Genomic DNA, 25,615 nt, shown 5'->3' with positions numbered 1-25,615 from the left:
TTCTTGAAACGTTTCAGCGTCATCGGGAGATTCTCCGGCAGGTAGATGACGCATTTTTTCTCAAAGTAGCTGAAACGATTCAATTCAGCAGGAGAGGAGAACCATGTTCCAGTTATCTGTGCAGGATATTCATCCCGGTCAGCAGGCCGGTAATAAAGAAGAGGCTATTCGTCAGGTTGCCTCCGCGCTGGTCAGCGCGGGCAACGTGGCAGACGGCTACATCAACGGGATGCTGGCTCGCGAGCAGCAAACCTCCACTTTCCTTGGCAACGGTATTGCGATTCCGCACGGTACCACCGACACCCGCGATCAGGTACTGAAAACCGGCGTTCAGGTGTATCAGTTCCCGCAGGGCGTGACCTGGGGCGAAGGGCAAACCGCCTACGTCGCCATCGGTATTGCCGCCAGCTCGGATGAACACCTGGGGCTGCTGCGTCAGCTGACCCACGTGCTGAGCGACGACTCCGTTGCTGAACAGCTTAAGTCCGCGACGACCGCTGAAGAGCTGCGCGCCCTGTTGATGGGTGAAAAGCAGAGCGAAGCGCTGAAGCTGGATAATGAGACGCTGACCCTGGACGTTGTCGCCAGCGACCTGCTGACCCTGCAGGCGCTGAACGCCGCTCGGCTGAAAGAAGCCGGCGCCGTCGATGCTTCCTTTGTTAGCCGTACGATTAATGATAAACCGCTGCACCTCGGTCAGGGCATCTGGCTGAACGACAGCACCGAAGGCAACCTGCGCAGCGCCGTTGCCGTCAGCCGCGCGGCCAGCGCCTTTACCAGCGATGAGCAGCCGGTTTCTCTGCTGATCACCGTCGCGATGGCCGATGACCAGCCAACTGCGGTGCTTAATCGCCTGAGCAATTTGCTGCTCGACAAAAAAGCTGACCGTTTGCTGAAGGCTGATGGTGCCACGCTGCTGGCGCTGCTGACCAGCGACGACGCGATTGCGGAAGATGTTCTCAGCGCGGAATACGTTATCCGCAACGAGCACGGGCTGCACGCGCGTCCCGGCACGATGCTGGTTAATACTATTAAACAATTCTCCAGCGACATTACCGTCACCAACCTTGATGGTTCGGGCAAGCCGGCCAACGGCCGCAGCCTGATGAAGGTCGTGGCGCTGGGCGTGAAAAAAGGTCACCGCTTGCGCTTTACCGCGCAGGGTGAAGATGCGCAGCAGGCGCTGGATGCGATTGGCGAAGCGATCGCCGCAGGCCTTGGGGAGGGCGCATAAATGAGCAGACGTGTCGCAACGATTACTTTAAACCCGGCCTATGACCTGGTGGGTTTTACCCCGGAAATTGAACGCGGTGAGGTTAACCTTGTTCGCACTACCGGTTTGCACGCCGCAGGGAAGGGGATCAACGTTGCAAAAGTGCTGAAAGATCTCGGTATCGACGTCACCGTTGGCGGTTTCCTCGGTAAAGACAATCAGGATGGTTTTCAGCAGCTGTTCAGCGAGCTGGGCATTGCTAACCGTTTTCAGGTTGTTCAGGGCCGTACCCGTATCAACGTCAAGCTGACGGAGAAAGACGGCGAAGTCACCGATTTCAACTTCTCCGGCTTTGAAGTCACGCCGGGCGACTGGGAGCGTTTTGTTAACGATTCCCTGAGCTGGCTGGGCCAGTTCGATATGGTTTGCGTGAGCGGTAGCCTGCCGTCTGGCGTCAGCCCGGAAGCGTTCACTGACTGGATGACCCGTCTGCGTAGCCAGTGCCCGTGCATCATTTTTGACAGCAGCCGCGAAGCGCTGGTTGCCGGTCTGAAAGCGGCGCCGTGGCTGGTTAAACCTAACCGCCGCGAGCTGGAAATCTGGGCGGGCCGCAAGCTGCCTGAAATGAAAGATGTGATTGAAGCCGCTCATGCGCTGCGTGAGCAGGGAATTGCCCACGTGGTTATCTCCCTTGGCGAAGAAGGCGCTCTGTGGGTTAACGCATCCGGAGAGTGGATTGCCAAGCCGCCTTCCGTTGAAGTGGTAAGCACCGTTGGCGCCGGTGACTCCATGGTTGGCGGCCTGATTTATGGCCTGCTGATGCGTGAGTCCAGCGAACATACGCTGCGCCTGGCAACGGCAGTTGCCGCGCTGGCGGTGAGTCAGAGCAATGTCGGTATTACCGATCGTACCCAGTTGGCCGCAATGATGGCGCGCGTCGACTTACAACCCTTTAATTAACAGCAGGAGAGGCATAATGAAAACGCTGCTGATTATTGATGCCGGGCTTGGACAGGCTCGCGCCTATATGGCGAAGACCCTGTTAAGCACTGCGGCGCAAAAAGCGCAACTCGAACTGATTGATAACCCGAACGATGCTGAGCTGGCGATTGTGCTGGGCACGGCGCTGCCGGCCGACAGCGCGCTGAACGGCAAAAAGGTCTATCTCGGCGATATTAACCGCGCCGTAGCGCACCCGGAGCTGTTCCTCGGTGAGGCCAAAAGCCATGCAACGCCTTACAGCGCCCCGGCCGCTGCCGCTGTACCCGCAGCGACCAACGGTCCGAAACGCATCGTAGCGGTCACCGCCTGTCCGACCGGGGTGGCGCACACCTTTATGGCGGCGGAAGCGATTGAAACCGAAGCCAAAAAACGCGGCTGGTGGGTGAAAGTTGAAACGCGCGGCTCCGTGGGCGCGGGCAATGCAATCACCTCGGAAGAAGTTGAACAGGCGGATCTGGTGGTGGTGGCTGCCGATATCGAAGTGGATCTGGCGAAATTCGCCGGTAAGCCGATGTATCGCACCACCACTGGTCTGGCGCTGAAGAAAACCGCTCAGGAGCTGGATAAAGCCGTTGTTGAAGCGAAACCGTATCAGCCTGCGGGTAAATCCCAGGCCGCGGCGGAAGGCAAAAAAGAGTCCGCTGGCGCCTATCGCCACCTGCTGACCGGCGTGTCGTACATGCTGCCGATGGTGGTGGCGGGCGGTCTGTGTATCGCGCTCTCCTTCGCTTTTGGTATTAAAGCCTTTGAAGTGAAAGACACCCTGGCCGCCGCGCTGATGCAAATCGGTGGGGGCTCAGCCTTCGCGCTGATGGTGCCGGTACTGGCGGGCTTTATCGCCTTCTCCATCGCTGACCGTCCGGGCCTGACGCCGGGTCTTATCGGCGGTATGCTGGCGGTAAGCACCGGGTCCGGCTTTATCGGCGGTATCATCGCTGGTTTCCTTGCCGGTTACGTGGCGAAAGCGATCAGTACGAAGCTGAAACTGCCGCAAAGTATGGAGGCGCTGAAGCCAATCCTGATCATTCCACTGGTTTCCAGCCTGATCGTAGGTCTGGCGATGATTTACCTGATTGGTAAGCCCGTTGCCGGGATCCTCGAAGCGTTGACCCACTGGCTGCAAACCATGGGCACGGCGAACGCGGTTCTGCTCGGTGCGATCCTCGGCGGTATGATGTGTACCGACATGGGCGGTCCGGTGAACAAAGCGGCCTACGCCTTTGGTGTTGGTCTTCTGAGTACCCAAACCTATGCGCCGATGGCGGCCATTATGGCGGCGGGTATGGTTCCACCGCTGGCGCTGGGTCTGGCGACGCTGGTTGCGCGTAACAAGTTCGACAAAGCGCAGCAGGAAGGCGGTAAGGCCGCACTGGTTCTCGGCCTGTGCTTTATCACCGAAGGCGCGATTCCGTTCGCTGCTCGCGACCCGATGCGCGTCCTGCCCTGCTGTATCGTTGGCGGCGCGGTCACCGGCGCGATGTCCATGGCGGTCGGTGCTAAGCTGATGGCGCCGCACGGCGGTCTGTTCGTCCTGCTGATTCCTGGCGCGATTACGCCGGTACTCGGTTATCTGATGGCGATTGTCGTCGGTACGCTGGTCGCAGGGCTCTCCTACGCGGTGCTGAAACGTCCTGAAGTTCAGGTAGTCGAAAAAGCAGCCTGATCGACCTATTAAATCGTTCTCAAGGGCAGAGTCTTCTCTGCCCTTTTTTTATGCCTCATCTCCTCCCGCTCATCCTGCCGTATGTGCTCTCCTTCGCATTTTTAAACTGTTTAAAAACCATACGGGTCATTTTTTGTGATTTTGTTCATGTTCATATGAAATCCCTCTTGCTGACCTCTTTACTTTAAAAACATTGCGCTTAACATAAACACATGTTCACATTCAAACATATGTTTATTGAGGGGTAATGAATGGGAGTATGCTTATTTATTGATATTCAATAATTCCACTGCCATAGCATTTTTTATGCTGGAGGGTATTTTTATGCCTGAAAATGATTACGTTGTAATTATTGGATCGGCAAATATGGATGTTGCTGGTTATTCCAATGTATCGTTGAACTATGCGGATTCTAACCCCGGGAAAATAAAATATACTCCCGGCGGCGTAGGGCGAAACATTGCGCAAAACATTGCCTTGTTAAATAAAACAGCGTGGCTATTATCGGTTGTCGGTGACGATTTTTATGGCCACTCTCTATTAAAACAAACGGCCCAGTCCGGGGTTCACGTCGATAAATGTCAGGTTATCCAGGGGGAAGGTACTTCAAGCTATTTATCGCTGCTTGATAATACCGGTGAAATGCTGGTGGCGATTAATGATATGAGCATCACTGAACATATTACGCCAGCGTTTTTAAGACAGCATCATGATTTTATCCGCAATGCCGCGGTGATTGTCGTTGATTGCAATATCAGCGAGGCCGCTCTCGCCTGGCTGATGGAAAATAGCGGCGCAACGCCCGTTTTTGTCGATCCGGTTTCAGCCTGGAAGTGCGTGAAAATCAGCCAGCATCTGGGGCGTATTCACACCCTGAAACCGAACCGAATTGAAGCTGAAACGCTGAGCGGCATCGCGCTGTCCGGCACGGATGACGTCGCGCGCGTTGCCGACTGGTTTCATCAGCGTGGCCTGAAGCGCCTGGTGCTGAGCATGGGCGGCGACGGGGTTTACTACAGTGAGAAAGAGGGCGAACGCGGCTGGTCAGCGCCGCTGAAAACTCAGGTCGTTAACGTCACCGGCGCCGGTGACGCCATGATGGCCGGCCTTGCCTGCTGCTGGCTCGACGGCTGTTCATTTTCGCAAGCGGTGAAGTTTGCTCAGGGATGCTCTTCTCTGGCGCTCTCATCGGAATTCACCAATAACCCTGAATTATCTTACGCCAACGTAAAAAAGGTAGTGGAGAAAGAATATGTCTGAATTAAATATTTCCTCTGAATTATTACAGGTTTCTGCGGAAGTTCAGCAGGCGTTGAAAAATAATCAGCCAGTAGTGGCGCTGGAATCGACCATTATTTCTCACGGCATGCCATTTCCGGAAAATGCGCAAACGGCGCTGGAAGTAGAAGAAACTATTCGTCGCCAGGGGGCGGTGCCGGCAACCATTGCGATTATTCATGGCGTCATGAAAGTTGGCTTAAGCCGTGAAGAAATTGAACTGCTGGGTCGCGAAGGGCATAACGTCGCCAAAGTTAGTCGTCGTGATTTACCCTTTGTTGTCGCCGCGGGATTAAATGGCGCGACCACCGTGGCGTCCACCATGATTATTGCCGCAATGGCCGGGATTAAAGTCTTCGCTACCGGCGGTATTGGCGGTGTACATCGCGGAGCCGAGCACACGTTTGATATTTCCGCCGATTTGCAGGAGCTGGCAAATACCAACGTCACCGTCGTCTGCGCCGGTGCAAAATCTATTCTCGATCTCGGTTTAACGACCGAATATTTAGAAACGTTTGGCGTTCCGCTTATTGGTTATCAAACCTCTGCGCTGCCGGCATTCTTCTGCCGAACCAGCCCGTTTGACGTCAGCATTCGCCTCAATAGCGCCAAAGAGATCGCCAAAGCGATGGCGGTGAAATGGCAGTCGGGTCTGAATGGCGGCATGGTGGTGGCGAACCCCATTCCTGAAGCGTTCGCGATGCCGGAAGAGAAAATCAACGCCGCCATCAACCGGGCGGTGAAGGAGGCGGAAGAGCAGGGCGTGGTGGGGAAAGCGAGTACGCCGTTCCTGCTGGCCCGCGTAGCGGAGCTGACCGGCGGAGACAGCCTGAAATCCAATATTCAGCTGGTCTTCAACAACGCCATTCTGGCCTGCGAGATTGCCAAAGAGTATCAGCAGGTAGCCTGACGACAGTTGCGGGCCGTTTGCGGTTGCCCGCCCCGATATCAACGATACCGAAAGCCTGGCCCACGCCGGGTTTTCCACCAGGTAAGGATATCATTATGGACATCATGAGAAGTCTTCTGGGGATGGTGGTGTTGCTGGCCATTGCCTTTGTGCTGTCAGTCAATAAAAAACGCATCAGCGTCAGAACGGTAGGGGCGGCGCTGCTGCTGCAAATCGTCATTGGCGGGGTGATGCTCTACTTTCCGCCGGGCAAGTGGCTGGTCGAGCAGGCCGCGCTTGGGGTACATAAAGTCATGTCCTATAGCGACGCCGGAAGCGCGTTTATTTTTGGTTCACTGGTCGGCCCGAAGATGGACGTGCTGTTTGACGGCGCCGGCTTTATCTTCGCCTTCCGCGTGCTGCCCGCCATCATTTTTGTCACCGCGCTGATAAGCCTGCTTTACTACCTCGGCGTGATGGGGCTGCTGATCCGGATTCTCGGCGGCATCTTCCAGAAGGCGCTGAATATCAGCAAAATTGAGTCTTTTGTCGCCGTGACCACCATTTTTCTTGGGCAAAATGAGATCCCGGCGATCGTCAAACCGTTTATCAACAAGCTCAACCGCAATGAGCTTTTTACCGCGATTTGCAGCGGGATGGCGTCGATCGCCGGGTCGATGATGATCGGCTATGCCGGTATGGGCGTGCCGATTGATTATCTGCTGGCCGCTTCGCTTATGGCTATCCCCGGCGGGATTCTGTTTGCCCGTATGCTGAGTCCGGCAACCGAAGCATCCCAGGTCACTTTCGACAATCTCTCCTTCACCGAGACGCCGCCGAAAAGCGTTATCGAGGCGGCGGCGTCAGGGGCAATGACCGGCCTGAAAATTGCCGCCGGGGTGGCAACGGTAGTGATGGCGTTTGTGGCGATTATTGCTCTGCTGAACGGTATTATCGGCGGCATTGGCGGCTGGTTTGGCTACGGTCACGCAACGCTGGAGGGAATTTTCGGCTTCCTGCTCGCGCCGCTGGCATGGATTATGGGCGTTGACTGGAGCGATGCGACGCTGGCGGGCAGCCTGATTGGCCAAAAGCTGGCGATAAACGAATTCGTCGCCTACCTCAACTTTTCTCCCTATCTGCAAGCCGGCGGCAATCTGGACGTGAAAACCGTTGCGATCATCTCGTTCGCGCTGTGCGGTTTCGCCAACTTTGGCTCGATCGGCGTGGTTGTCGGGGCGTTTTCGGCCATTTCACCGCAGCGTGCGCCGGAGATTGCCCAGCTTGGGCTGCGCGCCCTGGCGGCGGCCACGCTCTCTAACCTGATGAGCGCCACCATTGCCGGGTTCTTTATTGGCCTGGCATAACAGGCTGCGCGCACCGCGCCTGCGGTGCGCGCTACGCCACGCCGGGAAGTAAATTGAGCGCGTTATCAACGGACAACGAGGGGTTGTTGATACCGTCGCTGGCGCGGGTGATGGCGGTGCAGGCCATGGCGAAAGCGACGCTCTCTTTAAAGTCGCTACCGTCGAGATAGCTATAAAGTAGCCCTGCCATTAGCGCATCGTCGGCGCCGAAGCTGTCTATCGTCGTATGGTCCGGCAGACTCATCCGGAAGCGTTCACCCCCTGCTTCGCTACAGAAAACAGCGTCGTCTTCCGAGCAAATCACCACCCGCTGAGTTCCCCTTTCGTGCAGCCATGCTAGCGCCCGATCGCGATCCGCGTCGTTTTCGATAGCCTGTCCCCAGAGGATCTGGAGTTCGCGCAGCGTGGGTTTGAGGGTGTGGATCTTCCCCAGCCATGGGCGAATGCGGTGCGCTTTAAACTCGGACACGGTATCAACAAATACCGGAATGCCGTTAGCCAGGGTAAATACCCACTCCAGCGACTGCTCCGTCAAATTACAATCGACCAGAACGACGCCGGCATGCGTCAGCAGATCCCGGTACTGATTCAGCAGCTGGGGCGTGAGCGACTGTAAAATATGCGTATCGTTAATCGCCAGCACCGTCTCTTCCTGCGGGTTAGCGATGGAGAGGTAGGTGGCGGTGTTATGGCCGTGCAGGCGGATACAGCTCTGCACGTTAACGCCCGCCTGGCGGGTTTGCTCCAGCAGCGTTTCGCCGTAAAAGTCGCTGCCGACGGCGGAAATCAAATGCACATCGCGGCCCAGCAGCGCCAGGTTATGCGCGATGTTCCGCGCCACGCCGCCGGCGGAGCACTGGATATTCCCCGGTTTGGAGACCGGTTGAGGATAATGAATATCGGCAATTCCGCGGATATCCATATTCACCGCGCCCAGCGAGACGCAGTACTCCTGCTCGGTAAGGATGTAGCCTTTGCCCTTGATGGCCCCCTTACGCGTGAGGTCCATAATATGCGCGGCCACGCGGGAGCGGCTAATCTGCAGAATATCGGCAATCTCATGCTGCTGAATTAGCGGATTGCGCCGCAAAATTTTGAGGATCTGCTTTTCCCTGTCGTTCATATCAGACCGTGGCCTCTTCCGTTTGCTGCGCCCGCAGCCAGGCGATCTCTTCCGCCCAGATATCAGGATTGATCGTTTCCAGAATGAGCGGGATACCGTCAAAGCGGCGGTCCTGCATAATCCAGCGGAAAGCATCATGGCCAATATTGCCTTCACCCAAGCTGTGGTGACGGTCAACGCGGCTGGCGAACGCGCTTTTCGCATCGTTCAGGTGCATACCGCGCAGATACTGGAAGCCCACAATTCGGTCGAAATCAGCGAAGGTTTTTTCGCACTCTTCGGCGCTGCGCAGGTCGTAGCCGGCGGCGAAGGCGTGACAGGTATCAATGCACACGCCGACGCGTGATTTATCTTCCACACCGTCGATGATGGCCGCCAGATGCTCAAACTTAAAGCCCAGGTTACTGCCCTGGCCGGCAGTGTTTTCAATGACCGCCGTGACGCCTTCGGTTTTTGCCAGCGCGATATTGATCGATTCGGCGATACGCGCCAGACATTCGTCTTCCGGGATTTGCTGCAGATGGCTACCCGGATGGAAATTCAGCAGCGTCAGGCCGAGCTGCTGGCAGCGGGAGAGTTCATCAATAAAGGCATCGCGGGATTTTTCCAGCGCGTCCTCAACCGGATGACCGAGGTTTATCAGATAGCTGTCGTGCGGCAGAATTTGCCCTGGGCCGAACTGGTACTTTTCGCAGGCGGCTTTGAATTCAGCAATGGTTTCGTCGCTCAGAGGGGCGGCGCGCCACTGGCGCTGGTTTTTGGTAAAGAGGGCAAATGCGGTCGCGCCGATTTCGGCTGCGCGAATGGCGGCGTTGGCTACACCGCCGGAGGCGCTGACGTGCGCTCCAATATATTTCATAAAAAAACTCCAGTTAAGCCGCTGGGGGGAGGGTAATGATAGCGGCTTAGCCGGAGAGTTACATCATCCTTAATACAACCTGAGTAGCGAGGGGCTTCAGGCCATCAGGCTATGAATGGCCAGGTTAATCGCGCCGCCGCCGACAATCAGCCAGACGAAGAGCATCAGCGCCATCAGCAGCGGTTTGGCGCCGGCTTTTTTCAGCGCGCTGACGTGGGTGGTCAGGCCGAGGGCGGCCATCGCCATCGCCAGCAGTACGGTATCCAGCGTGACCAGCATATCGACAACCGCTTTCGGCAGCAGGTGGAAGGAGTTAAACACCGCCACCAGAATAAACAGGATCGCAAACCACGGAATGGTGATTTTACTTTTCTCACCGCCGTTTGCCGGGGCTAATTGCTTCACGCGCGCGGCGAGGAACAGCAGGAACGGAGCCAGCATCATCACGCGCAGCATTTTTGCAATCACCGCCGCGTTTTCCGCGTCCGGACCCACCGCGTGGCCTGCCGCGACAACCTGAGCAACCTCATGCATCGTCGAACCCATATAAATGCCGTAGGCTTCCGGCGTGAACCAGTGCGCCAGGAAGGGATAAATCGCCGGGTACAGGAAGATGGCAATGGTACCGAAAATCACCACCGTGGCGACGGCGACCGTGACTTTGCTGGCCTCCGCTTTGACGACCGGTTCCGTCGCCAGTACCGCTGCCGCGCCGCAGATGCTGCTGCCGGCGCCAATCAGCCAGCTGGTATGTTTATCGAGGCCGAAAACCTTTTGCCCAAGAAAACAGGCGATCAAAAAGGTGCTGGAAAGCGTCAGAACGTCAATCACGATACCGCCGACGCCGACGTCGGCAATCTGGGCGAACGTCAGGCGAAAGCCGTATAAGATGATGCCGAGGCGCAGCAGGTGCTGCTTGGCAAAAATCACGCCGCCGTCGCAGGGCTGCCAGATTTTCGGGTAAACCGTGTTACCGATGACCATGCCGAATAAAATGGCCAGCGTGAGGGCGCTGAAGCCCGCGCCGGCGATAGCCGGAAAGCTACCGGCCCACAGCGCTGCGCCGGTGAGCAGGGCGGTGAGCGCCAGTCCAGGTGCAAAGTGCCGCAATGGGCGATGTTTAGTCGGTAAAGTGAGTGCTGTCATAACCTTCTCCTTTGTCTGGGAAAAGCATACGACTCGCTGGTTTAAATATAAAATTGATTATATATTTATAATTAATCGAAATAAGTGGTAAAAACGCGGTTTCGCGGTTTGAGAACGATGGGCCTCAGCCTCACGCCGCGGAACGCGAGTCGTCTATAAAGGCAGGAAAAAATATGCATATCACGCTACGTCAGCTGGAAGTTTTTGCTGAGGTTTTAAAAAGCGGATCGACCACTCAGGCGTCGCAAATGCTGGCGCTTTCCCAGTCGGCGGTTAGCGCGGCGCTGACCGAACTGGAAGGGCAACTGGGGGTGCAGCTCTTTGACCGCGTAGGGAAAAGGCTGGTGGTCAACGAGCACGGCAGGCTGCTTTATCCGCGGGCGCTGGCGCTGCTGGAGCGGGCGCTGGAGATAGAGCAGCTGTTTCGCGGCGACAACGGCGCGATCCGCGTCTACGCCAGCAGCACCATCGGCAACTATATTCTGCCGGAAATCATTGCGCGCTATCGACGCGATCTGCCGGATTTACCCCTGGAGCTGAGCGTGGGCAATAGCCAGGACGTGATCAATGCGGTGGCCGATCTGCGCGTGGATATCGGGCTGATTGAAGGTCCCTGTCACGCCGCGGATATTATCGCCGAACCCTGGCTGGAAGATGAGCTGGTGGTCTTTGCCGCGCCGGATTCGCCGCTGCTGGCAGGGGAGGTGACGCTGCAACGGCTGGCGGAAGCGCCGTGGATTTTACGCGAGCACGGCTCCGGGACCCGGGAAATCGTCGACTATTTATTACTCTCGCATTTACCGGCGTTTCATCTTGGGATGGAGCTGGGCAACTCGGAAGCCATCAAGCACGCGGTGCGCCACGGTCTGGGCATTAGCTGCCTGTCGCGACGCGTGGTGGCGGAGCAGCTTGAAGTTGGATCGCTGGTGGAGCTGACGATTCCGCTGCCGCGCTTAACCCGCACCTTGTGGCGCATTCATCACCGGCAGAAGCATATTTCCAAGGCATTACAGCGGTTTCTGCATTATTGCGACGTGTAAAAGCGGACGCCACGCGCGCTGGCGTTTTCGGGATTTCATGCTTTACTAATAATCCATGCTCGATCATGAAGCTCTCTTATAACTTTGCAATTGTATCGGATGGATCACAGACACTCTGCTACAATCTCGCCTCGTTTTTTGGATGGATAGCATTTTCACATGGTTTCGGATACTAAAACCACAGAAGCGCCCGGTTTACGTCGTGAACTGAAGGCGCGCCACTTGACCATGATCGCGATTGGCGGTTCCATAGGTACAGGTCTTTTTGTTGCCTCTGGCGCAACGATTTCTCAGGCGGGCCCGGGTGGGGCGCTGCTCTCTTATATTCTCATCGGCCTGATGGTTTATTTCCTGATGACCAGCCTCGGCGAGCTGGCGGCGTTTATGCCGGTGTCCGGCTCTTTTGCCACCTACGGGCAGAATTACGTTGAGGAAGGCTTTGGCTTCGCGCTGGGCTGGAACTACTGGTACAACTGGGCGGTGACCATCGCCGTTGACCTCGTTGCCGCTCAGCTGGTGATGACCTACTGGTTCCCCGATGCACCCGGCTGGGTCTGGAGCGCGCTGTTCCTCGGCATCATGTTCCTGCTGAACTGGATCTCGGTAAAAGGCTTTGGTGAAGCGGAATACTGGTTCTCGCTGATCAAAGTGGCCACCGTCATCATCTTTATTATTGTCGGCGTGATGATGATCTTTGGCATCTTTAAAGGCGCACAGCCTGCGGGCTGGAGCAACTGGGTTGTCGACGATGCGCCGTTTGCCGGCGGCTTTGCGGCGATGATTGGCGTGGCGATGATTGTCGGCTTCTCGTTCCAGGGAACCGAGCTTATCGGCATCGCGGCCGGCGAGTCGGAAAACCCGGAGAAGAACATTCCGCGCGCCGTGCGGCAGGTGTTCTGGCGTATCCTGCTGTTCTATGTGTTCGCCATCCTGATTATCAGCCTGATTATTCCGTATACCGACCCGAGCCTGCTGCGTAACGACGTGAAAGATATTTCCGTCAGCCCGTTCACGCTGGTCTTCCAGCACGCGGGGCTGCTGTCGGCGGCGGCGATTATGAACGCGGTTATTCTGACGGCGGTACTGTCGGCGGGTAACTCCGGGATGTACGCGTCCACCCGCATGCTCTACACCCTGGCCTGCGATGGCAAAGCGCCGCGTATTTTCTCTAAGCTGTCCAAAGGCGGCGTGCCGCGTAATGCGCTGTATGCCACCACGGTGATTGCAGGGCTGTGCTTCCTGAGCTCGATGTTCGGTAATCAGACCGTTTACCTGTGGCTGCTGAATACCTCCGGCATGACCGGCTTTATCGCCTGGCTGGGGATTGCCATTAGTCACTATCGCTTCCGTCGCGGCTACGTGCTGCAGGGGAACGATCTCAACGATCTGCCGTATCGTTCCGGCTTTTTCCCGCTGGGGCCGATCTTCGCTTTCGTGCTGTGCCTGATCATTACCCTGGGCCAGAATTACGAAGCGTTCCTCAAAGATACCATCGACTGGGGCGGCGTGGCGGCAACCTATATCGGCATTCCGCTGTTCCTGGTGATCTGGTTCGGTTACAAGCTGGCGAAAGGAACGCGTTTTGTGCGCTACAGCGAAATGAAGTTCCCGGAGCGTTTTAAAAGCTAAGGTCAGCTGACGCCGTAAGATAAAACCCTCTCATCGAGAGGGTTTTTTTATGTCTGCGATTCTTACATGTTGATACAGTTATTCATAATTTTATTGATAATTGTAATCATTATCTTTATCATTTCCACCAAATTCAGGATGAAGCCAATCCCCGTATCTTGCAGAGGGTCAGACTGACAAGGGGCGACCAGCCACATCTACTGTAAAAAATTGCGCGCATACGCCGTTAGAGCGCTATGCCGACAGTACCTGTGAGCAGGACCTTTTTTGTTTGTTTTGTTGTACACCTCATGGAGATATGGAATGTTCAGGCTAAACCCTTTTGTCCGGGCCGGATTATGCGCGTCCGTCGTATCCCTGGCGTTTCCGGCGCTCGCCGACGTTAACGAAGAAACGCTGGTCGTCACCGCTGCGGCAACTGAACAGAGCGTCAAAGATGCGCCCGCCAGTATTAGCGTTATCACCCAACAGGATCTGCAGCGTAGACCGGTACAAAACCTGAAGGATGTACTGCGGGAAGTGCCGGGCGTGCAGCTCACCAACGAAGGGGATAACCGCAAAGGGGTGAGCATTCGCGGCCTCAGCAGCGGCTATACGCTGATCCTCGTTGACGGCAAACGCGTTAACTCGCGCAACGCCGTTTTCCGCCACAACGATTTTGACCTCAACTGGATCCCGGTTGATGCCATTGAGCGTATCGAAGTGGTGCGCGGGCCGATGTCTTCCCTCTATGGTTCCGACGCCCTCGGCGGCGTGGTCAATATCATTACCAAAAAAGTCGGTCAGCAGTGGACGGGCACCCTCAGCGCGGATACCACCATTCAGGAACACCGCGATCGCGGCGATACGTACAATGGTCAGTTCTTTACCAGCGGCCCGCTGATTGACGGCGTGCTGGGGATGAAAGCCTACGGCAGCCTGGCAAAGCGTGCCAAGGACGATCAGCAGGCTTCCAGCAACGCAGCTGGCGAAACGCCGCGTATTGAAGGCTTCACCAGCCGCGACGGCAACGTCGAATTCGCCTGGACGCCCACTGATAATCAGGACATCACCGCTGGCTACGGGTTCGATCGCCAGGATCGGGATTCCGACTCTCTTGACCGCAACCGCCTTGAGCGCCAGAACTACTCCCTGAGCCACAACGGCCGCTGGGATGTCGGCAATAGCGAGCTGAAATTCTACGGCGAGAAAGTGGATAATAAAAATCCGGGCCAGGCCGGAACGATCACATCTGAGAGTAACTCGGTGGACGGCAAATACGTCCTGCCGCTGGGCATGATCAACCAGCTGCTGACCTTCGGTGGCGAATGGCGTCACGATAAGCTGAAAGATCCGGTCAACCTGAGCAGCGGCGGTAAATCTACTTCCGCCAGCCAGTACGCGCTGTTCCTCGAAGATGAATGGCGGATAATCGAACCTCTGGCCTTAACCACCGGCATCCGTATGGACGATCACCAGACCTATGGCGATCACTGGAGCCCGCGTGCTTATCTGGTGTATAACGCCACCGATACCGTGACCGTGAAGGGCGGCTGGGCGACGGCATTTAAAGCGCCATCCCTGCTGCAGCTGAACCCGGACTGGACCACCAACTCCTGCCGCGGCTCGTGCAGCATTATCGGTAACCCGGATCTGAAACCGGAAACCAGCGAAAGCTTCGAACTGGGTCTTTACTATCGCGGCGAAGAGGGCTGGCTTGAAGGCGTGGAAGGAAGCGTCACCACCTTCCAGAATAACGTTGACGATATGATCGATATCCTGCGTACTTCCAGCGCCAGCGAAGCGCCGGGCTACCCGAATTTTGTCGGCTGGAAAACGGTGAACGGTAAGCGCGTGCCGGTATTCCGCTACTTCAACGTCAATAAGGCGCGTATCAAAGGGGTAGAAACTGAATTGAAGGTGCCGTTCGGCGACGAATGGAAGCTGACGGTAAACTACACCTACAACGATGGTCGCGACCTGAGTAACGGCGGCGATAAACCGCTACAAACGCTGCCGTTCCATACCGCTAACGGTACCCTCGACTGGAAACCGCTGGACGACTGGTCCTTCTACGTCACCGCCAACTATACCGGCGAACAGCGTTCGGTCAGCGCGACGGGCAAAACGCCCGGCGGCTACACCATGTTTGATATCGGCGCGGCCTGGAACGTCACCAAAAACGTCAAGCTGCGCTCCGGGGTACTCAACGTGGGCGATAAGGATCTGAGCCGCGACGACTATAGCTATACGGAAGAAGGCCGCCGCTACTTTATGGCCGTCGATTACCGCTTCTAACCGGGCGATAAAAGAGGGCTGGCAGATTTCCCTGCCAGCCCTCGCTAAAGGCGCTCAGGGTGAAGCCAGACGGAAAAGCGGTGGGCGAACCCACCGCTCCAGGTGGCTACTTACCGGATTCGTAAGCCATAAAAGCAGCTACCTCCCTGTTCGTATCGCGGTAGCGAATTTCGCAAAGCGATTTTCTTACCATCAGGGTGAACGCTAATAGCGTGATACACACGATGAGCAGACACCAGATCGGGACGTTGGGCGGTACCTTCATGGTTTGTTCTCCTTGCCTTACGGCGGGTAAGAGACTAACCTGATGTTGTCTAGGCATCGGGACAGCCTCGTGGGTGATTACATTACCTTCGGGGCTTTCTTCTTTCTGCCTCAGCACAACGGTAAAACTCAATCCTGCTCTGAGGCGAAAGCCTCAAGCGCCGCCAAAAATCATACCCCCCGACGACGGAAAATACACTATCTCTCTGTATATATTAGTTTTTATGACTATTGGATGATGAGGCATTTTGCGTATCAATGCGCCGGGAAGGTGCTTCACGACGCATTGAAAGGATCAGGAGAAGAGGTGCCGGGCATGGAAGCGCAGGTGGTCCTCAATAAATGAGGCGATAAAGTAGTAGCTGTGATCGTAACCGGGCTGAATACGCAGGGTTAACGGCCAGCTTTTCTGACGCGCGGTTTCCGCCAGCACCGCCGGCTGCAGCTGTTCGGCGAGGAATGTATCGCTATCGCCCTGGTCAATCAGGGTTGGAATCGCATCTGACTCGCTGCTGGCCTGCATTAACGCGCAGCTGTCCCAGGCCTGCCAGGCCGCTTCATCCGCTCCCAGATAGGCGGTAAACGCTTTTTTGCCCCAGGGAACCTGGGTCGGGTTAACGATAGGCGCGAACGCGGAAACGCTGACGAAGCGGCCCGGATTCTTCAGCGCCATCACCAGCGCGCCGTGGCCGCCCATGGAATGCCCGCTGATGGCGCAGCGGTCGCTGAGATTAAACTCGCGGACAATCAGCTGCGGCAGCTCGTCGCGAAGGTAATCGTACATGCGGAAATGCGCGGACCACGGCGCCTGGGTGGCATTGAGATAAAAGCCCGCGCCTTTCCCCAGATCGTAAGCGCTATCGTCGGCAACGTTATCACCGCGCGGACTGGTGTCCGGCATCACCAGCGCAATGCCCAGTTCGGCGGCGACGCGCTGAGCGCCCGCTTTGGTGGTGAAGTTTTCATCGTTGCAGGTCAGGCCGGAGAGCCAGTAGAGAACCGGCGGCGGCGCGTCAGCGGCGGCGGGAGGTAAAAAGATGCTGAAGGTCATTGCGCAGTTCAGCGTTGCGGAGTCGTGCCGCCAGCGTTGCTGCCGACCTTCAAAACAGCGGTGCTCTTCGAGCAGTTCCATGCAGGGCTCCTTAAGTGTCTCAGGCGTAATTTTCCATAATACAGATATTTCATGCCCTCGTGAGTAACTTTCACTTCCTCCTTTTCGGAACGTATTGCATCATTAATGCAACTTTTAACCAACATGCTGACCTTGCCGCAGCGGCAGGCGTCGCGCTATGGGTCGGCGATTGGCTTGGTTGCGGCAAGGTGAGCAGGGCGTTGCGTGACGCATCGTAGTGCGCTGGTCTGGCGGCGTGGAACGAGAGGTGACGCCAATTTCAACAATTATCGATGCGGCTACTGGATTCTGTGCGTCACCTCACGCACAATGAATACAAACTTTGCCCTCAGAAGAGCAAAGAGCGCCACACCTGCAGGAGAACAAAAATGTCATCACTGAGTAAAGAAGCCATACTCGTTCATGAAGCGCTGGTCGCTCGTGGGCTGGAGACGCCGCTGCGTCCGCCAGTACAAGAAATTGATAATGAAACTCGCAAGCGTCTGATCGCCGGACACATGACCGAGATTATGCAGCTGTTAAACCTTGATCTAAGTGATGACAGCCTGATGGAGACCCCGCATCGCATCGCCAAAATGTACGTCGATGAGATCTTCTCCGGACTGGACTACGCCCGGTTCCCCAAAATCACCGTCATCGAAAATAAGATGCAGGTTGATGAAATGGTGACCGTGCGCGATATCACCCTGACCAGCACCTGTGAACACCATTTTGTGACCATTGACGGCAAAGCCACGGTGGCCTATATCCCGAAAGATTCGGTGATTGGCCTGTCGAAAATTAACCGTATCGTGCAGTTCTTCTCCCAGCGTCCGCAGGTGCAGGAGCGGCTGACGCAGCAGATCCTCACCGCGCTGCAAACGCTGCTGGGGACCAGCAACGTCGCGGTTTCCATCGATGCGGTGCACTACTGCGTGAAAGCGCGCGGCATTCGCGATGCCACCAGCGCCACCACCACCACGTCGCTGGGCGGCCTGTTTAAATCCAGCCAGAATACCCGCCAGGAGTTCCTGCGCGCCGTACGTCACCACAACTAAAACGGAGCAGGGTACATGGAGAGAAATGTCACGCTGGACTTTGTCCGCGGCGTCGCCATCCTCGGTATCCTGCTACTGAATATCAGCGCCTTCGGTTTACCGAAGGCTGCTTACCTCAACCCGGCGTGGTCCGGGAACATTTCCGCCAGCGACGCCTGGACCTGGGCGATTCTCGATCTGCTGGCGCAGGTCAAATTCCTGACCCTCTTCGCCCTGCTGTTTGGCGCCGGACTTCAGCTTCTGCTGCCGCGCGGCAAGCGCTGGATCCAGTCGCGCCTGACGCTGCTGGCGCTGCTTGGCTTTATTCACGGACTGTTTTTCTGGGACGGCGATATTCTGCTGGCCTATGCGCTGGTCGGGCTGGTGGGCTGGCGAATGGTGCGCGACGCGCACGATGTCAAATCGCTGTTTAATACCGGCGTGGTGCTGTACGTTATCGGCGTGGCGGTACTGCTGTTGCTGGGATTGATTTCCGGCAATACGCCCAATCGTTCGTGGCTGCCGGACGCGGCAAATTTGCAGTACGAGCAGTACTGGAAGCTAAAAGGCGGCTTTGAAGCGGTGAGCAATCGTGCGGATATGCTGTCGGATAACCTGCTGGCGCTGGGCGCGCAGTACGGCTGGCAGCTGGCCGGTATGATGCTGATGGGCGCCGCGCTGATGCGCAGCGGCTGGCTCAAAGGGCAGTTCAGCCTTCACCACTATCGGCGTACCGGCGTGCTGCTGATTGCGGCCGGAATGGCGGTCAACTTGCCCTCGATTATTGCCCAGTGGCATCTTGGCTGGGACTACCGCTGGTGCGCATTTTTGCTACAGGCGCCGCGGGAGCTGGGCGCGCCGCTGCAAACCATCGGCTACGCGGCGCTGGCCTGGGGCTTCTGGCCGCAGCTGTGTCAGAGTCGTCTGGTGGGGGCGATTGCCTGCGTCGGGCGCATGGCGCTAACCAACTATCTGCTGCAGACCCTGATTTGCACTACCCTGTTCTACCGCTTCGGCCTGTTTATGAAGTATGACCGCTTAGGTAATGGTGCCAACTTACTGATTTAGTGTATGATGGTGTTTTTGAGGTGCTCCAGTGGCTTCTGTTTCTATCAGCTGTCCCTCCTGTTCAGCTACTGAAGGCGTGGTGCGTAACGGTAAAAGCACTGCCGGACATCAGCGCTATCTCTGCTCTCACTGCCGTAAAACATGGCAGCTACAGTTCACTTACACCGCCTCTCAGCCCGGTACACACCAGAAAATTATTGATATGGCCATGAATGGCGTCGGATGTCGCGCCAGTGCACGCATTATGGGCGTTGGCCTCAACACGATTTTACGACACTTAAAAAACTCAGGCCGCAGTCGGTAAACTCACGCATACAACCGGGCAGTGACGTCATTGTTTGCGCGGAAATGGACGAACAGTGGGGTTACGTCGGCGCTAAATCACGCCAGCGCTGGTTGTTTTACGCGTATGACAGGATACGGAGGACGGTTGTGGCGCACGTATTCGGTGAACGCACGTTGGCCACGCTGGAGCGTCTTCTTGGCCTGCTGTCGGCCTTTGAGGTCGTGGTATGGATGACGGATGGCTGGCCGCTTTATGAATCACGCCTGAAGGGAGAACTGCACGTTATCAGCAAGCGATATACGCAGCGCATTGAGCGGCATAACCTGAATCTGAGGCAGCATCTGGCAAGGCTGGGCAGGAAGTCACTGTCGTTCTCAAAATCGGTGGAGCTGCATGACAAAGTCATCGGGCATTATCTGAACATAAAACACTATCAGTAAGTTGGAGTCATTACCGGCTGCCGGTACTCAATGGAAAATTGATAATAAGATTGTCCGCGTACCGTACGTTGGCGTTGATAAAGATAATCTGAGCGAATTTATCGGTAAGTAATCGCTTAATAAGCTGCGGGCGTACGCGCTTGTACGCCCGATTATTCCTGATACAGAACTCGTCCCGGCTCGTCGTTAATGCGTCGGCTGGGGTATGCACGCACGCAGCCAGGTATAACTATGGTCAGCAATAATAGCGAACGGTCAGGCGAATATTTGTTGGAAATGAGTAACATCAACAAATCGTTTCCTGGCGTCAAGGCTCTCGATAATGTGAACCTCAAGGTTCGTCCCCACTCTATTCACGCGTTAATGGGGGAGAACGGCGCGGGCAAATCTACATTATTAAAATGCCTATTTGGAATCTATCAAAAAGATTCCGGCAGTATTCTTTTTCAGGGACAAGAGATCGATTTCCATTCGGCAAAAGAAGCCCTGGAAAACGGTATTTCAATGGTTCATCAGGAATTAAACCTGGTATTGCAACGTTCGGTAATGGACAACATGTGGCTGGGGCGTTATCCCACCAAAGGCATGTTTGTCGATCAGGACAAAATGTATCGTGATACCAAAGCGATTTTCGATGAGCTGGATATTGATATCGACCCGCGCGCTCGCGTCGGAACGCTATCGGTATCGCAAATGCAGATGATTGAAATTGCGAAGGATTTTCCTATAACGCCAAAATTGTGATTATGGATGAGCCGACTTCTTCGTTAACCGAAAAAGAGGTCAACCATCTGTTTAAAATTATCCGCAAGCTGAAAGAGCGCGGCTGCGGCATAGTCTATATTTCCCACAAAATGGAAGAGATCTTCCAGCTGTGCGATGAAATTACCATCCTGCGCGACGGCCAGTGGATTGCCACCCAGCCGCTGGAAGGGCTGGATATGGATAAGATCATCGCGATGATGGTGGGCCGCTCCCTCAATCAGCGCTTCCCGAACAAGGAGAATAAGCCGGGTGAGGTAATTCTTGAGGTGCGCAATTTAACCTCACTGCGCCAGCCATCGATTCGCGATGTCTCTTTCGATCTGCACAAAGGCGAAATCCTGGGGATTGCCGGACTGGTTGGCGCGAAACGTACCGATATCGTGGAGACGTTATTTGGTATTCGCGAGAAGGCCGGCGGGACGATCAAGCTGCACGGTAAGAAGATTAATAACCATAATGCCAATGAAGCCATCAACCATGGCTTTGCGCTGGTGACCGAAGAGCGCCGTTCGACGGGAATTTATGCCTACCTGGATATCGGTTTTAACTCGCTGATCTCCAATATTAAGAAATACAAGAATAAGGTCGGATTGCTGGATAATTCACGCATGAAAAGCGATACCCAATGGGTGATTGATTCGATGCGCGTGAAAACCCCGGGGCAGCACACGCAAATTGGTTCGTTGTCCGGTGGTAACCAACAAAAAGTGATTATCGGTCGCTGGCTATTGACCCAGCCGGAAATTCTGATGCTCGATGAACCCACGCGCGGCATTGACGTTGGGGCGAAGTTCGAAATTTACCAGCTGATCGCCGAGCTGGCAAAAAAAGACAAAGGAATCATTATTATTTCCTCCGAGATGCCGGAGCTGCTGGGTATTACTGACCGTATTCTGGTAATGAGCAATGGTCTTGTTGCCGGAATTGTTGAGACTAAAACCACCACGCAAAACGAAATTCTCCGTCTTGCGTCGTTGCACCTTTAAGATCAGGGGCTCCTCATGAGTGCGTTAAATAAAAAGAGTTTTCTCACCTATTTGAAAGAAGGTGGGATTTACGTGGTTCTTTTAGTATTGCTGGCCATTATTATTTTCCAGGATCCGACTTTCTTAAGTTTGCTGAACTTAAGTAATATTCTGACCCAGTCTTCGGTGCGTATTATTATCGCTCTCGGCGTGGCCGGACTTATTGTCACCCAGGGAACCGACCTTTCAGCCGGACGCCAGGTCGGCCTGGCGGCGGTTATCGCCGCCACGATGCTGCAGGCGGTGGACAATGCCAATAAGGTGTTCCCGGAGATGGCTACGATGCCGATCCCGCTGGTTATCCTGCTGGTGTGTGCGATCGGCGCGGTCATTGGTCTTATCAACGGTATTATCATCGCTTACCTGAACGTGACGCCGTTTATCACCACCCTCGGCACGATGATCATCGTTTACGGTATCAACTCCCTGTATTACGACTTTGTTGGCGCGTCGCCGATTTCCGGCTTCGATAGCCACTTCTCGCAGTTTGCCCAGGGGTTTATCGCGCTGGGCTCATTCCGCCTGTCGTATATCACCTTCTATGCGCTGATTGCCGTGTTCTTCGTATGGATCCTGTGGAACAAGACCCGCTTTGGTAAAAACATTTTTGCTATCGGCGGTAACCCGGAAGCGGCGAAGGTCTCCGGGGTCAACGTCGCCCTGAACCTGCTGATGATTTATGCGCTCTCCGGCGTGTTCTACGCGTTCGGCGGGCTGCTGGAAGCCGGACGTATCGGTTCGGCGACCAACAACCTTGGCTTTATGTATGAACTGGATGCGATTGCCGCCTGCGTGGTCGGCGGCGTATCGTTCAGCGGCGGCGTCGGTACCGTATTTGGCGTGGTGACCGGGGTGATAATCTTCACCGTCATCAACTACGGTCTGACCTATATCGGCGTGAACCCGTACTGGCAGTACATCATCAAAGGGGCGATTATCATCTTCGCCGTGGCGCTGGATTCGCTGAAGTATGCGCGGAAGAAGTAACGATTAGTGAATGAAGGCAGGCGTCAGTTCAGGCGTCTGCCTTTTGCATTTTCTGGATGATAATTTGCCGCCTTCCTGCCACTCGAATTATTCAGGGTATCTATCCTCAGTATCCCGATACTCACTCGCGTAATCAGAAAAGTATTCCCGCTCGATAAGACGCCAGTTATCACGCTCACTTTATGGAGGCTTTACTTCTCTTTTTTCTGCAGCTCCAGCAGCTGCTGCGGCGTGACCGCCGGATAGGACTGTGCGCCGTCTGGAACTTCCTGCGTCGCGGGAATCGGGATCAGCGGGCCTAAAAAGCGCGGTTCGCGTTTAAAAATATAGAGATCCGCCAGCGCGCCGAAGCGGGCGCCGAACTCGCGCAGGCGAACGCTCCACATATCCTTCGGCGACGGCACCGCGTAGCACTGCGCCTGAATCCCCATATGCAGGGCAATAAACAGCGCGCGCTCGCAGTGGAAGCGTTGGGTAATAATAATAAAGTCGTTAGTATCGAAGACCTTACGGGTGCGGACAATCGAATCGAGCGTACGGAAACCCGCATAGTCCAGCACAATATCCGCCGGATCGACGCCGGCTTTAATCAAATCGCGGCGCATGGTCATCGGCTCGTTATAGCTTTGCAGCGCGTTATCGCCGCTGAGCAGCAGATAGTTCACCTTGCCGCTGTTGTAGGCGTTCAGCGCGCCCTGAATCCGGTAACGATAATATTGGTTGATAACCCCGGTACGGTAGTACTTGGCGGTACCGAGCACGACGCCGACCTGGCGGTAGGGCAGGTCCTGTAGCTCATCGTAAATATAGGGAGAGGTTTTCCAGCTCATCCAGCGGTCGAGTCCCAACACGGTTAACAGCAGCAAGCCGAACAGGACTAACAGGCTGTATAACACACGCTTTAACATGGACCTGGCTCAATAGTGGACGAAGGAAGCTTCAGGCTACTTTACCCGTCGGGCAAGCGCAAGAAACCGTCGTTTAATTGCGGGGATTTTCAACAGCGCGGGCCGTCTGGCCCGCAGAATGTGACTAACCTAACAGTACGCGATCGATATTATGGCAGCCCAGCGCCTTCAGCGTCGCCGCGGTGGCGTCCCACTGGATAAGCGCCGCATCGGCCTTCTCGGCCAGGATCGCGCGCTGGATATCCGGGTAATCGTATCCGTTGAGGCTCAGCAGATTCAGCGCACCCTGCAGCGGGGGCAGCGTCGGGTTAAAGGCGGCATTTTCGGCATAGCTACCGGTGAAAAGAGTACCGTCTTTCAGCTCCAGCGCAACGCCGGATGGTGAGTTGCTGTAAGGCATATGGCAACGGTTGGCCGCCTGAATCGCCGCCTGAGCCAGCGCGTCGCCGCTGAGCGGGAAGCCGTGGTCCTGCTCATCCATCAGCAGGGTTTTTATGTCCAGATCTTTCGGGCCGAAAGCGTCCGGCAAATAGTGCTGCAGCGAATGCGCTTCGCGCCCGGGGAGGTGGATGCGCAGCGACAGGCCGCTGTTCAATTCGTTCATAAACTGACGACAGTGGCCGCAGGGGGTGTAGTTCACGGTAATCGCCCGCAGGGATTTTTCGCCGCGCAGCCAGGCGTGGCTGATGGCGCTTTGTTCGGCGTGCACGGTTTGCTGCATGGTGGCGCCGAGAAATTCCATATTGCCGCCGAAGTACCAGGTACCGCTGATGCCGCGGGCAATCGCGCCGACGTTAAAATGCGACAGATCGGCCCGCGCGCAGGCCGCCGCCAGCGGCAGCAAAGCAAAGGCCAGCGCGTCTTCATCCAGCCCCGTCGCGCTTTGCAGCGCTGCCACCTGGTCTGCATTCAGCAGGGCCGGGAAATGCGGGTCGGCCAGCATCGGGGCGATGGCCGCTTGCAGGTCCGCCGCCAGTTGGGGAAGAACAGCTTGAAAACGTGGGTGCATGGCGTTGCCTCATAACAATGTAATGGAAATCTAGTGTACGGGTGGTTACAACCTGTATATGTGATAAACATCTCATTGTCATTGCAACTAATCTGTGTTGCATTTAAAAATGTGATTCAAATCACATTTAACCCACCACCGCTAAAATGAGCGGAAACAAAAACGGCGCGACCAGCGAGGTAATAATCCCGCAAAGCACCAGCGCCAGCGAGCTGAACGCCCCTTCCTGATAGTCGAGCTCAGCGCAGCGGGCGGTCCCCAGGGCGTGGGATGCGGTACCCATCGACAGCCCGCGCGAGGCCTTGGTGCGGATGCGCATCACATTCAGCAGGGTGTGGCCAAAGACCGCGCCGAGAATGCCGACGAAAATAACGCAGACCGCGCTGATCGCCGGGATCCCGCCAATGCTGCTGCTCACCGCCATGGCGATCGGCGTCGTTACCGATTTCGGCAAAATAGAGGCGGCAATCTGCGGGGTTGCGCCCATCATCAGGGCAACGGTAGTGCCGGTGACCATCGCCACCACGCTGCCGATAAAGCAGATGGTGATGATTGACTTCCAGCGGGCGCGGATTTGGTGCAGCTGCTCATACAAAGGAAAGGCCAACGCCACCACCGCCGGCTGCAGCAGGTCGTTAAGAATTTTGCTGCCCTGGAAATAGCGCTCGTAGGAGATGCCGGTAATCAGCAGAAAAGGTATCAGCACCACCATCGCGACCAGCAGCGGGTTGAGAAGCGGAAATTTAAACCGCGCCGCCAGCCTGCGGGCAAGGAAAAAGACGGCCAGGGTTAACGGCAGCGACCACCAGATTTCATGGATCATTTTTCACTTCCTTTTTGCCCAACCACTTTGCGCTCACCGTGAACCAGGTGTGAACTCCAGCTGACCACTAAAAAGACCACCAGCGTGCTTATCGCGCAGGAGACCACCACCGGGCCAAACTGCGCGCGCAGTAAATCCCAGTACTGCATGACGCCGACGCCAATAGGTACAAACAGCAGCGCCATATAGCGAATCAGGATGTTGCAGCCGGGGTTGACCCACTGTGCAGGCAAGATTTGCAGCGCCAGCAGAAAAAACAGAATCAACATGCCAATAATGCTGCCGGGAATCGCGATCGGCAGGAGCGAAGAGAGAAAAATGCCCGCATACAGGCAGGCGTAGATGAGCACGAAAGCGCGCAGATACTGCCAGATAATAATCAGTGATTTACTCATGGTAATAACCC

At 55.8% G+C, this 25,615-nt stretch carries 21 protein-coding genes and 3 pseudogenes; 15 read left to right on the top strand and 9 right to left on the bottom strand.

All coding sequences use genetic code 11. The annotated features are described in order from the left end of the window. Positions 1 to 103: 103 nt before the first annotated feature. The 6 genes from fruB to MKleb_RS18685 all read left to right on the top strand — a co-directional run bounded on the left by fruB (position 104) and on the right by MKleb_RS18685 (position 7,412). Entirely contained in the window at positions 104 to 1,234 is a 1,131-nt protein-coding gene (fruB, locus tag MKleb_RS18710) for a fused PTS fructose transporter subunit IIA/HPr protein (RefSeq protein ID WP_025106747.1), read from the top strand. Next, positions 1,235 to 2,173: a 1-phosphofructokinase gene (gene fruK, locus MKleb_RS18705; protein ID WP_004103928.1), complete on the top strand. Its 939-nt coding sequence runs from the start codon at positions 1,235 to 1,237 to the stop codon at positions 2,171 to 2,173. A gap of 16 nt (positions 2,174 to 2,189) precedes the next feature. Continuing rightward, positions 2,190 to 3,878 (top strand): PTS fructose transporter subunit IIBC, encoded by a 1,689-nt coding sequence (fruA, locus tag MKleb_RS18700; RefSeq protein WP_217076063.1) that lies wholly within the window; start codon positions 2,190 to 2,192, stop codon positions 3,876 to 3,878. Between the two features lie 324 nt (positions 3,879 to 4,202). Continuing rightward, positions 4,203 to 5,138 carry a pseudouridine kinase gene (locus tag MKleb_RS18695; protein WP_025106748.1) on the top strand — a complete coding sequence of 312 codons (936 nt, stop codon included), beginning with the start codon at positions 4,203 to 4,205 and terminating at the stop codon, positions 5,136 to 5,138. Continuing rightward, positions 5,131 to 6,066, top strand: a complete 936-nt coding sequence (locus MKleb_RS18690; protein ID WP_004852691.1) for a pseudouridine-5'-phosphate glycosidase — start codon at positions 5,131 to 5,133, stop codon at positions 6,064 to 6,066. The genes MKleb_RS18695 and MKleb_RS18690 overlap by 8 nt, the downstream gene beginning before the upstream one ends. A gap of 95 nt (positions 6,067 to 6,161) precedes the next feature. Continuing rightward, positions 6,162 to 7,412 (top strand): NupC/NupG family nucleoside CNT transporter, encoded by a 1,251-nt coding sequence (locus tag MKleb_RS18685; RefSeq protein WP_049080624.1) that lies wholly within the window; start codon positions 6,162 to 6,164, stop codon positions 7,410 to 7,412. Positions 7,413 to 7,443: 31 nt separating this feature from the next. Here MKleb_RS18685 and MKleb_RS18680 read toward each other — a convergent pair whose 3' ends face one another. From MKleb_RS18680 to MKleb_RS18670, 3 genes are all read right to left on the bottom strand, one after another. Then, positions 7,444 to 8,535, bottom strand: coding sequence for a sugar kinase (locus MKleb_RS18680; protein WP_217076062.1), 1,092 nt, complete (start codon positions 8,533 to 8,535; stop codon positions 7,444 to 7,446). Between the two features lies 1 nt (position 8,536). Further along, positions 8,537 to 9,394: a deoxyribonuclease IV gene (gene nfo, locus MKleb_RS18675; RefSeq protein ID WP_014230162.1), complete on the bottom strand. Its 858-nt coding sequence runs from the start codon at positions 9,392 to 9,394 to the stop codon at positions 8,537 to 8,539. 96 nt (positions 9,395 to 9,490) lie between these two features. Beyond that, complete coding sequence (locus MKleb_RS18670; RefSeq protein ID WP_014230161.1) at positions 9,491 to 10,540, bottom strand: YeiH family protein; 1,050 nt, start codon at positions 10,538 to 10,540, stop codon at positions 9,491 to 9,493. A gap of 173 nt (positions 10,541 to 10,713) precedes the next feature. Between MKleb_RS18670 and yieE the strand changes: the two genes are divergently transcribed. From yieE to cirA, 3 genes are all read left to right on the top strand, one after another. Beyond that, the gene (gene yieE / locus MKleb_RS18665; RefSeq protein WP_014839059.1) at positions 10,714 to 11,580 is read left to right on the top strand and encodes a DNA-binding transcriptional regulator YeiE; all 867 of its coding nucleotides are present in this window, start codon (positions 10,714 to 10,716) and stop codon (positions 11,578 to 11,580) included. 159 nt (positions 11,581 to 11,739) lie between these two features. After that, complete coding sequence (locus MKleb_RS18660) at positions 11,740 to 13,209, top strand: amino acid permease (protein ID WP_004852681.1); 1,470 nt, start codon at positions 11,740 to 11,742, stop codon at positions 13,207 to 13,209. A 303-nt stretch (positions 13,210 to 13,512) separates the two neighbouring features. Beyond that, complete coding sequence (gene cirA, locus MKleb_RS18655; RefSeq protein ID WP_014230158.1) at positions 13,513 to 15,486, top strand: catecholate siderophore receptor CirA; 1,974 nt, start codon at positions 13,513 to 13,515, stop codon at positions 15,484 to 15,486. Between the two features lie 106 nt (positions 15,487 to 15,592). On the opposite strand, the gene MKleb_RS29965 is transcribed toward cirA, so the two are convergent. Then, a complete protein-coding gene (locus MKleb_RS29965; RefSeq protein ID WP_025106750.1) occupies positions 15,593 to 15,751 on the bottom strand; it encodes a type I toxin-antitoxin system Hok/Gef family toxin in 159 nt (52 codons plus the stop codon). Between the two features lie 294 nt (positions 15,752 to 16,045). Then, the gene (gene fghA, locus MKleb_RS18645) at positions 16,046 to 16,882 is read right to left on the bottom strand and encodes an S-formylglutathione hydrolase (protein ID WP_064404479.1); all 837 of its coding nucleotides are present in this window, start codon (positions 16,880 to 16,882) and stop codon (positions 16,046 to 16,048) included. A gap of 368 nt (positions 16,883 to 17,250) precedes the next feature. Here fghA and folE point away from each other — a divergent pair, with 368 nt between their 5' ends. The 6 genes and pseudogenes from folE to mglC all read left to right on the top strand — a co-directional run bounded on the left by folE (position 17,251) and on the right by mglC (position 22,469). Then, entirely contained in the window at positions 17,251 to 17,919 is a 669-nt protein-coding gene (folE, locus tag MKleb_RS18640) for a GTP cyclohydrolase I FolE (protein WP_004103895.1), read from the top strand. Between the two features lie 15 nt (positions 17,920 to 17,934). After that, positions 17,935 to 18,939: pseudogene (gene yeiB / locus MKleb_RS18635) on the top strand (DUF418 domain-containing protein YeiB); the annotation flags it as partial. Positions 18,940 to 18,994: 55 nt separating this feature from the next. Beyond that, a protein-coding gene (locus MKleb_RS18630) for an IS1 family transposase (RefSeq protein WP_223274117.1) occupies positions 18,995 to 19,692 on the top strand; the annotation gives its coding sequence in 2 pieces (ribosomal slippage) (positions 18,995 to 19,244 and positions 19,244 to 19,692; 699 coding nt in all). Positions 19,693 to 19,708: 16 nt separating this feature from the next. Continuing rightward, positions 19,709 to 19,804: pseudogene (locus MKleb_RS18625) on the top strand (hypothetical protein); the annotation flags it as partial. Positions 19,805 to 19,923: 119 nt separating this feature from the next. Continuing rightward, a pseudogene (gene mglA, locus MKleb_RS18620) lies at positions 19,924 to 21,443 on the top strand (galactose/methyl galactoside ABC transporter ATP-binding protein MglA). A 15-nt stretch (positions 21,444 to 21,458) separates the two neighbouring features. Continuing rightward, positions 21,459 to 22,469, top strand: a complete 1,011-nt coding sequence (gene mglC, locus MKleb_RS18615; protein ID WP_004852662.1) for a galactose/methyl galactoside ABC transporter permease MglC — start codon at positions 21,459 to 21,461, stop codon at positions 22,467 to 22,469. Between the two features lie 191 nt (positions 22,470 to 22,660). Here mglC and sanA read toward each other — a convergent pair whose 3' ends face one another. The 4 genes from sanA to MKleb_RS18595 all read right to left on the bottom strand — a co-directional run bounded on the left by sanA (position 22,661) and on the right by MKleb_RS18595 (position 25,604). Continuing rightward, positions 22,661 to 23,377, bottom strand: coding sequence for an outer membrane permeability protein SanA (sanA, locus tag MKleb_RS18610; RefSeq protein ID WP_025106753.1), 717 nt, complete (start codon positions 23,375 to 23,377; stop codon positions 22,661 to 22,663). Positions 23,378 to 23,501: 124 nt separating this feature from the next. Continuing rightward, on the bottom strand, positions 23,502 to 24,386 hold the full coding sequence (gene cdd, locus MKleb_RS18605; RefSeq protein WP_014839055.1) for a cytidine deaminase: 885 nt from the start codon (positions 24,384 to 24,386) through the stop codon (positions 23,502 to 23,504). 127 nt (positions 24,387 to 24,513) lie between these two features. Beyond that, a complete protein-coding gene (locus MKleb_RS18600) occupies positions 24,514 to 25,209 on the bottom strand; it encodes a CidB/LrgB family autolysis modulator (protein WP_025106754.1) in 696 nt (231 codons plus the stop codon). Then, a complete protein-coding gene (locus MKleb_RS18595) occupies positions 25,206 to 25,604 on the bottom strand; it encodes a CidA/LrgA family protein (protein WP_014230151.1) in 399 nt (132 codons plus the stop codon). The genes MKleb_RS18600 and MKleb_RS18595 overlap by 4 nt, the downstream gene beginning before the upstream one ends. Positions 25,605 to 25,615: the final 11 nt, after the last annotated feature.

Origin of the sequence: Klebsiella sp. PL-2018 (genome assembly GCF_019048985.1) — a bacterium.
GTDB classification, from domain to species: Bacteria; Pseudomonadota; Gammaproteobacteria; order Enterobacterales; family Enterobacteriaceae; genus Klebsiella; species Klebsiella michiganensis.
This window is presented reverse-complemented; position numbering and strand designations above follow the sequence as displayed.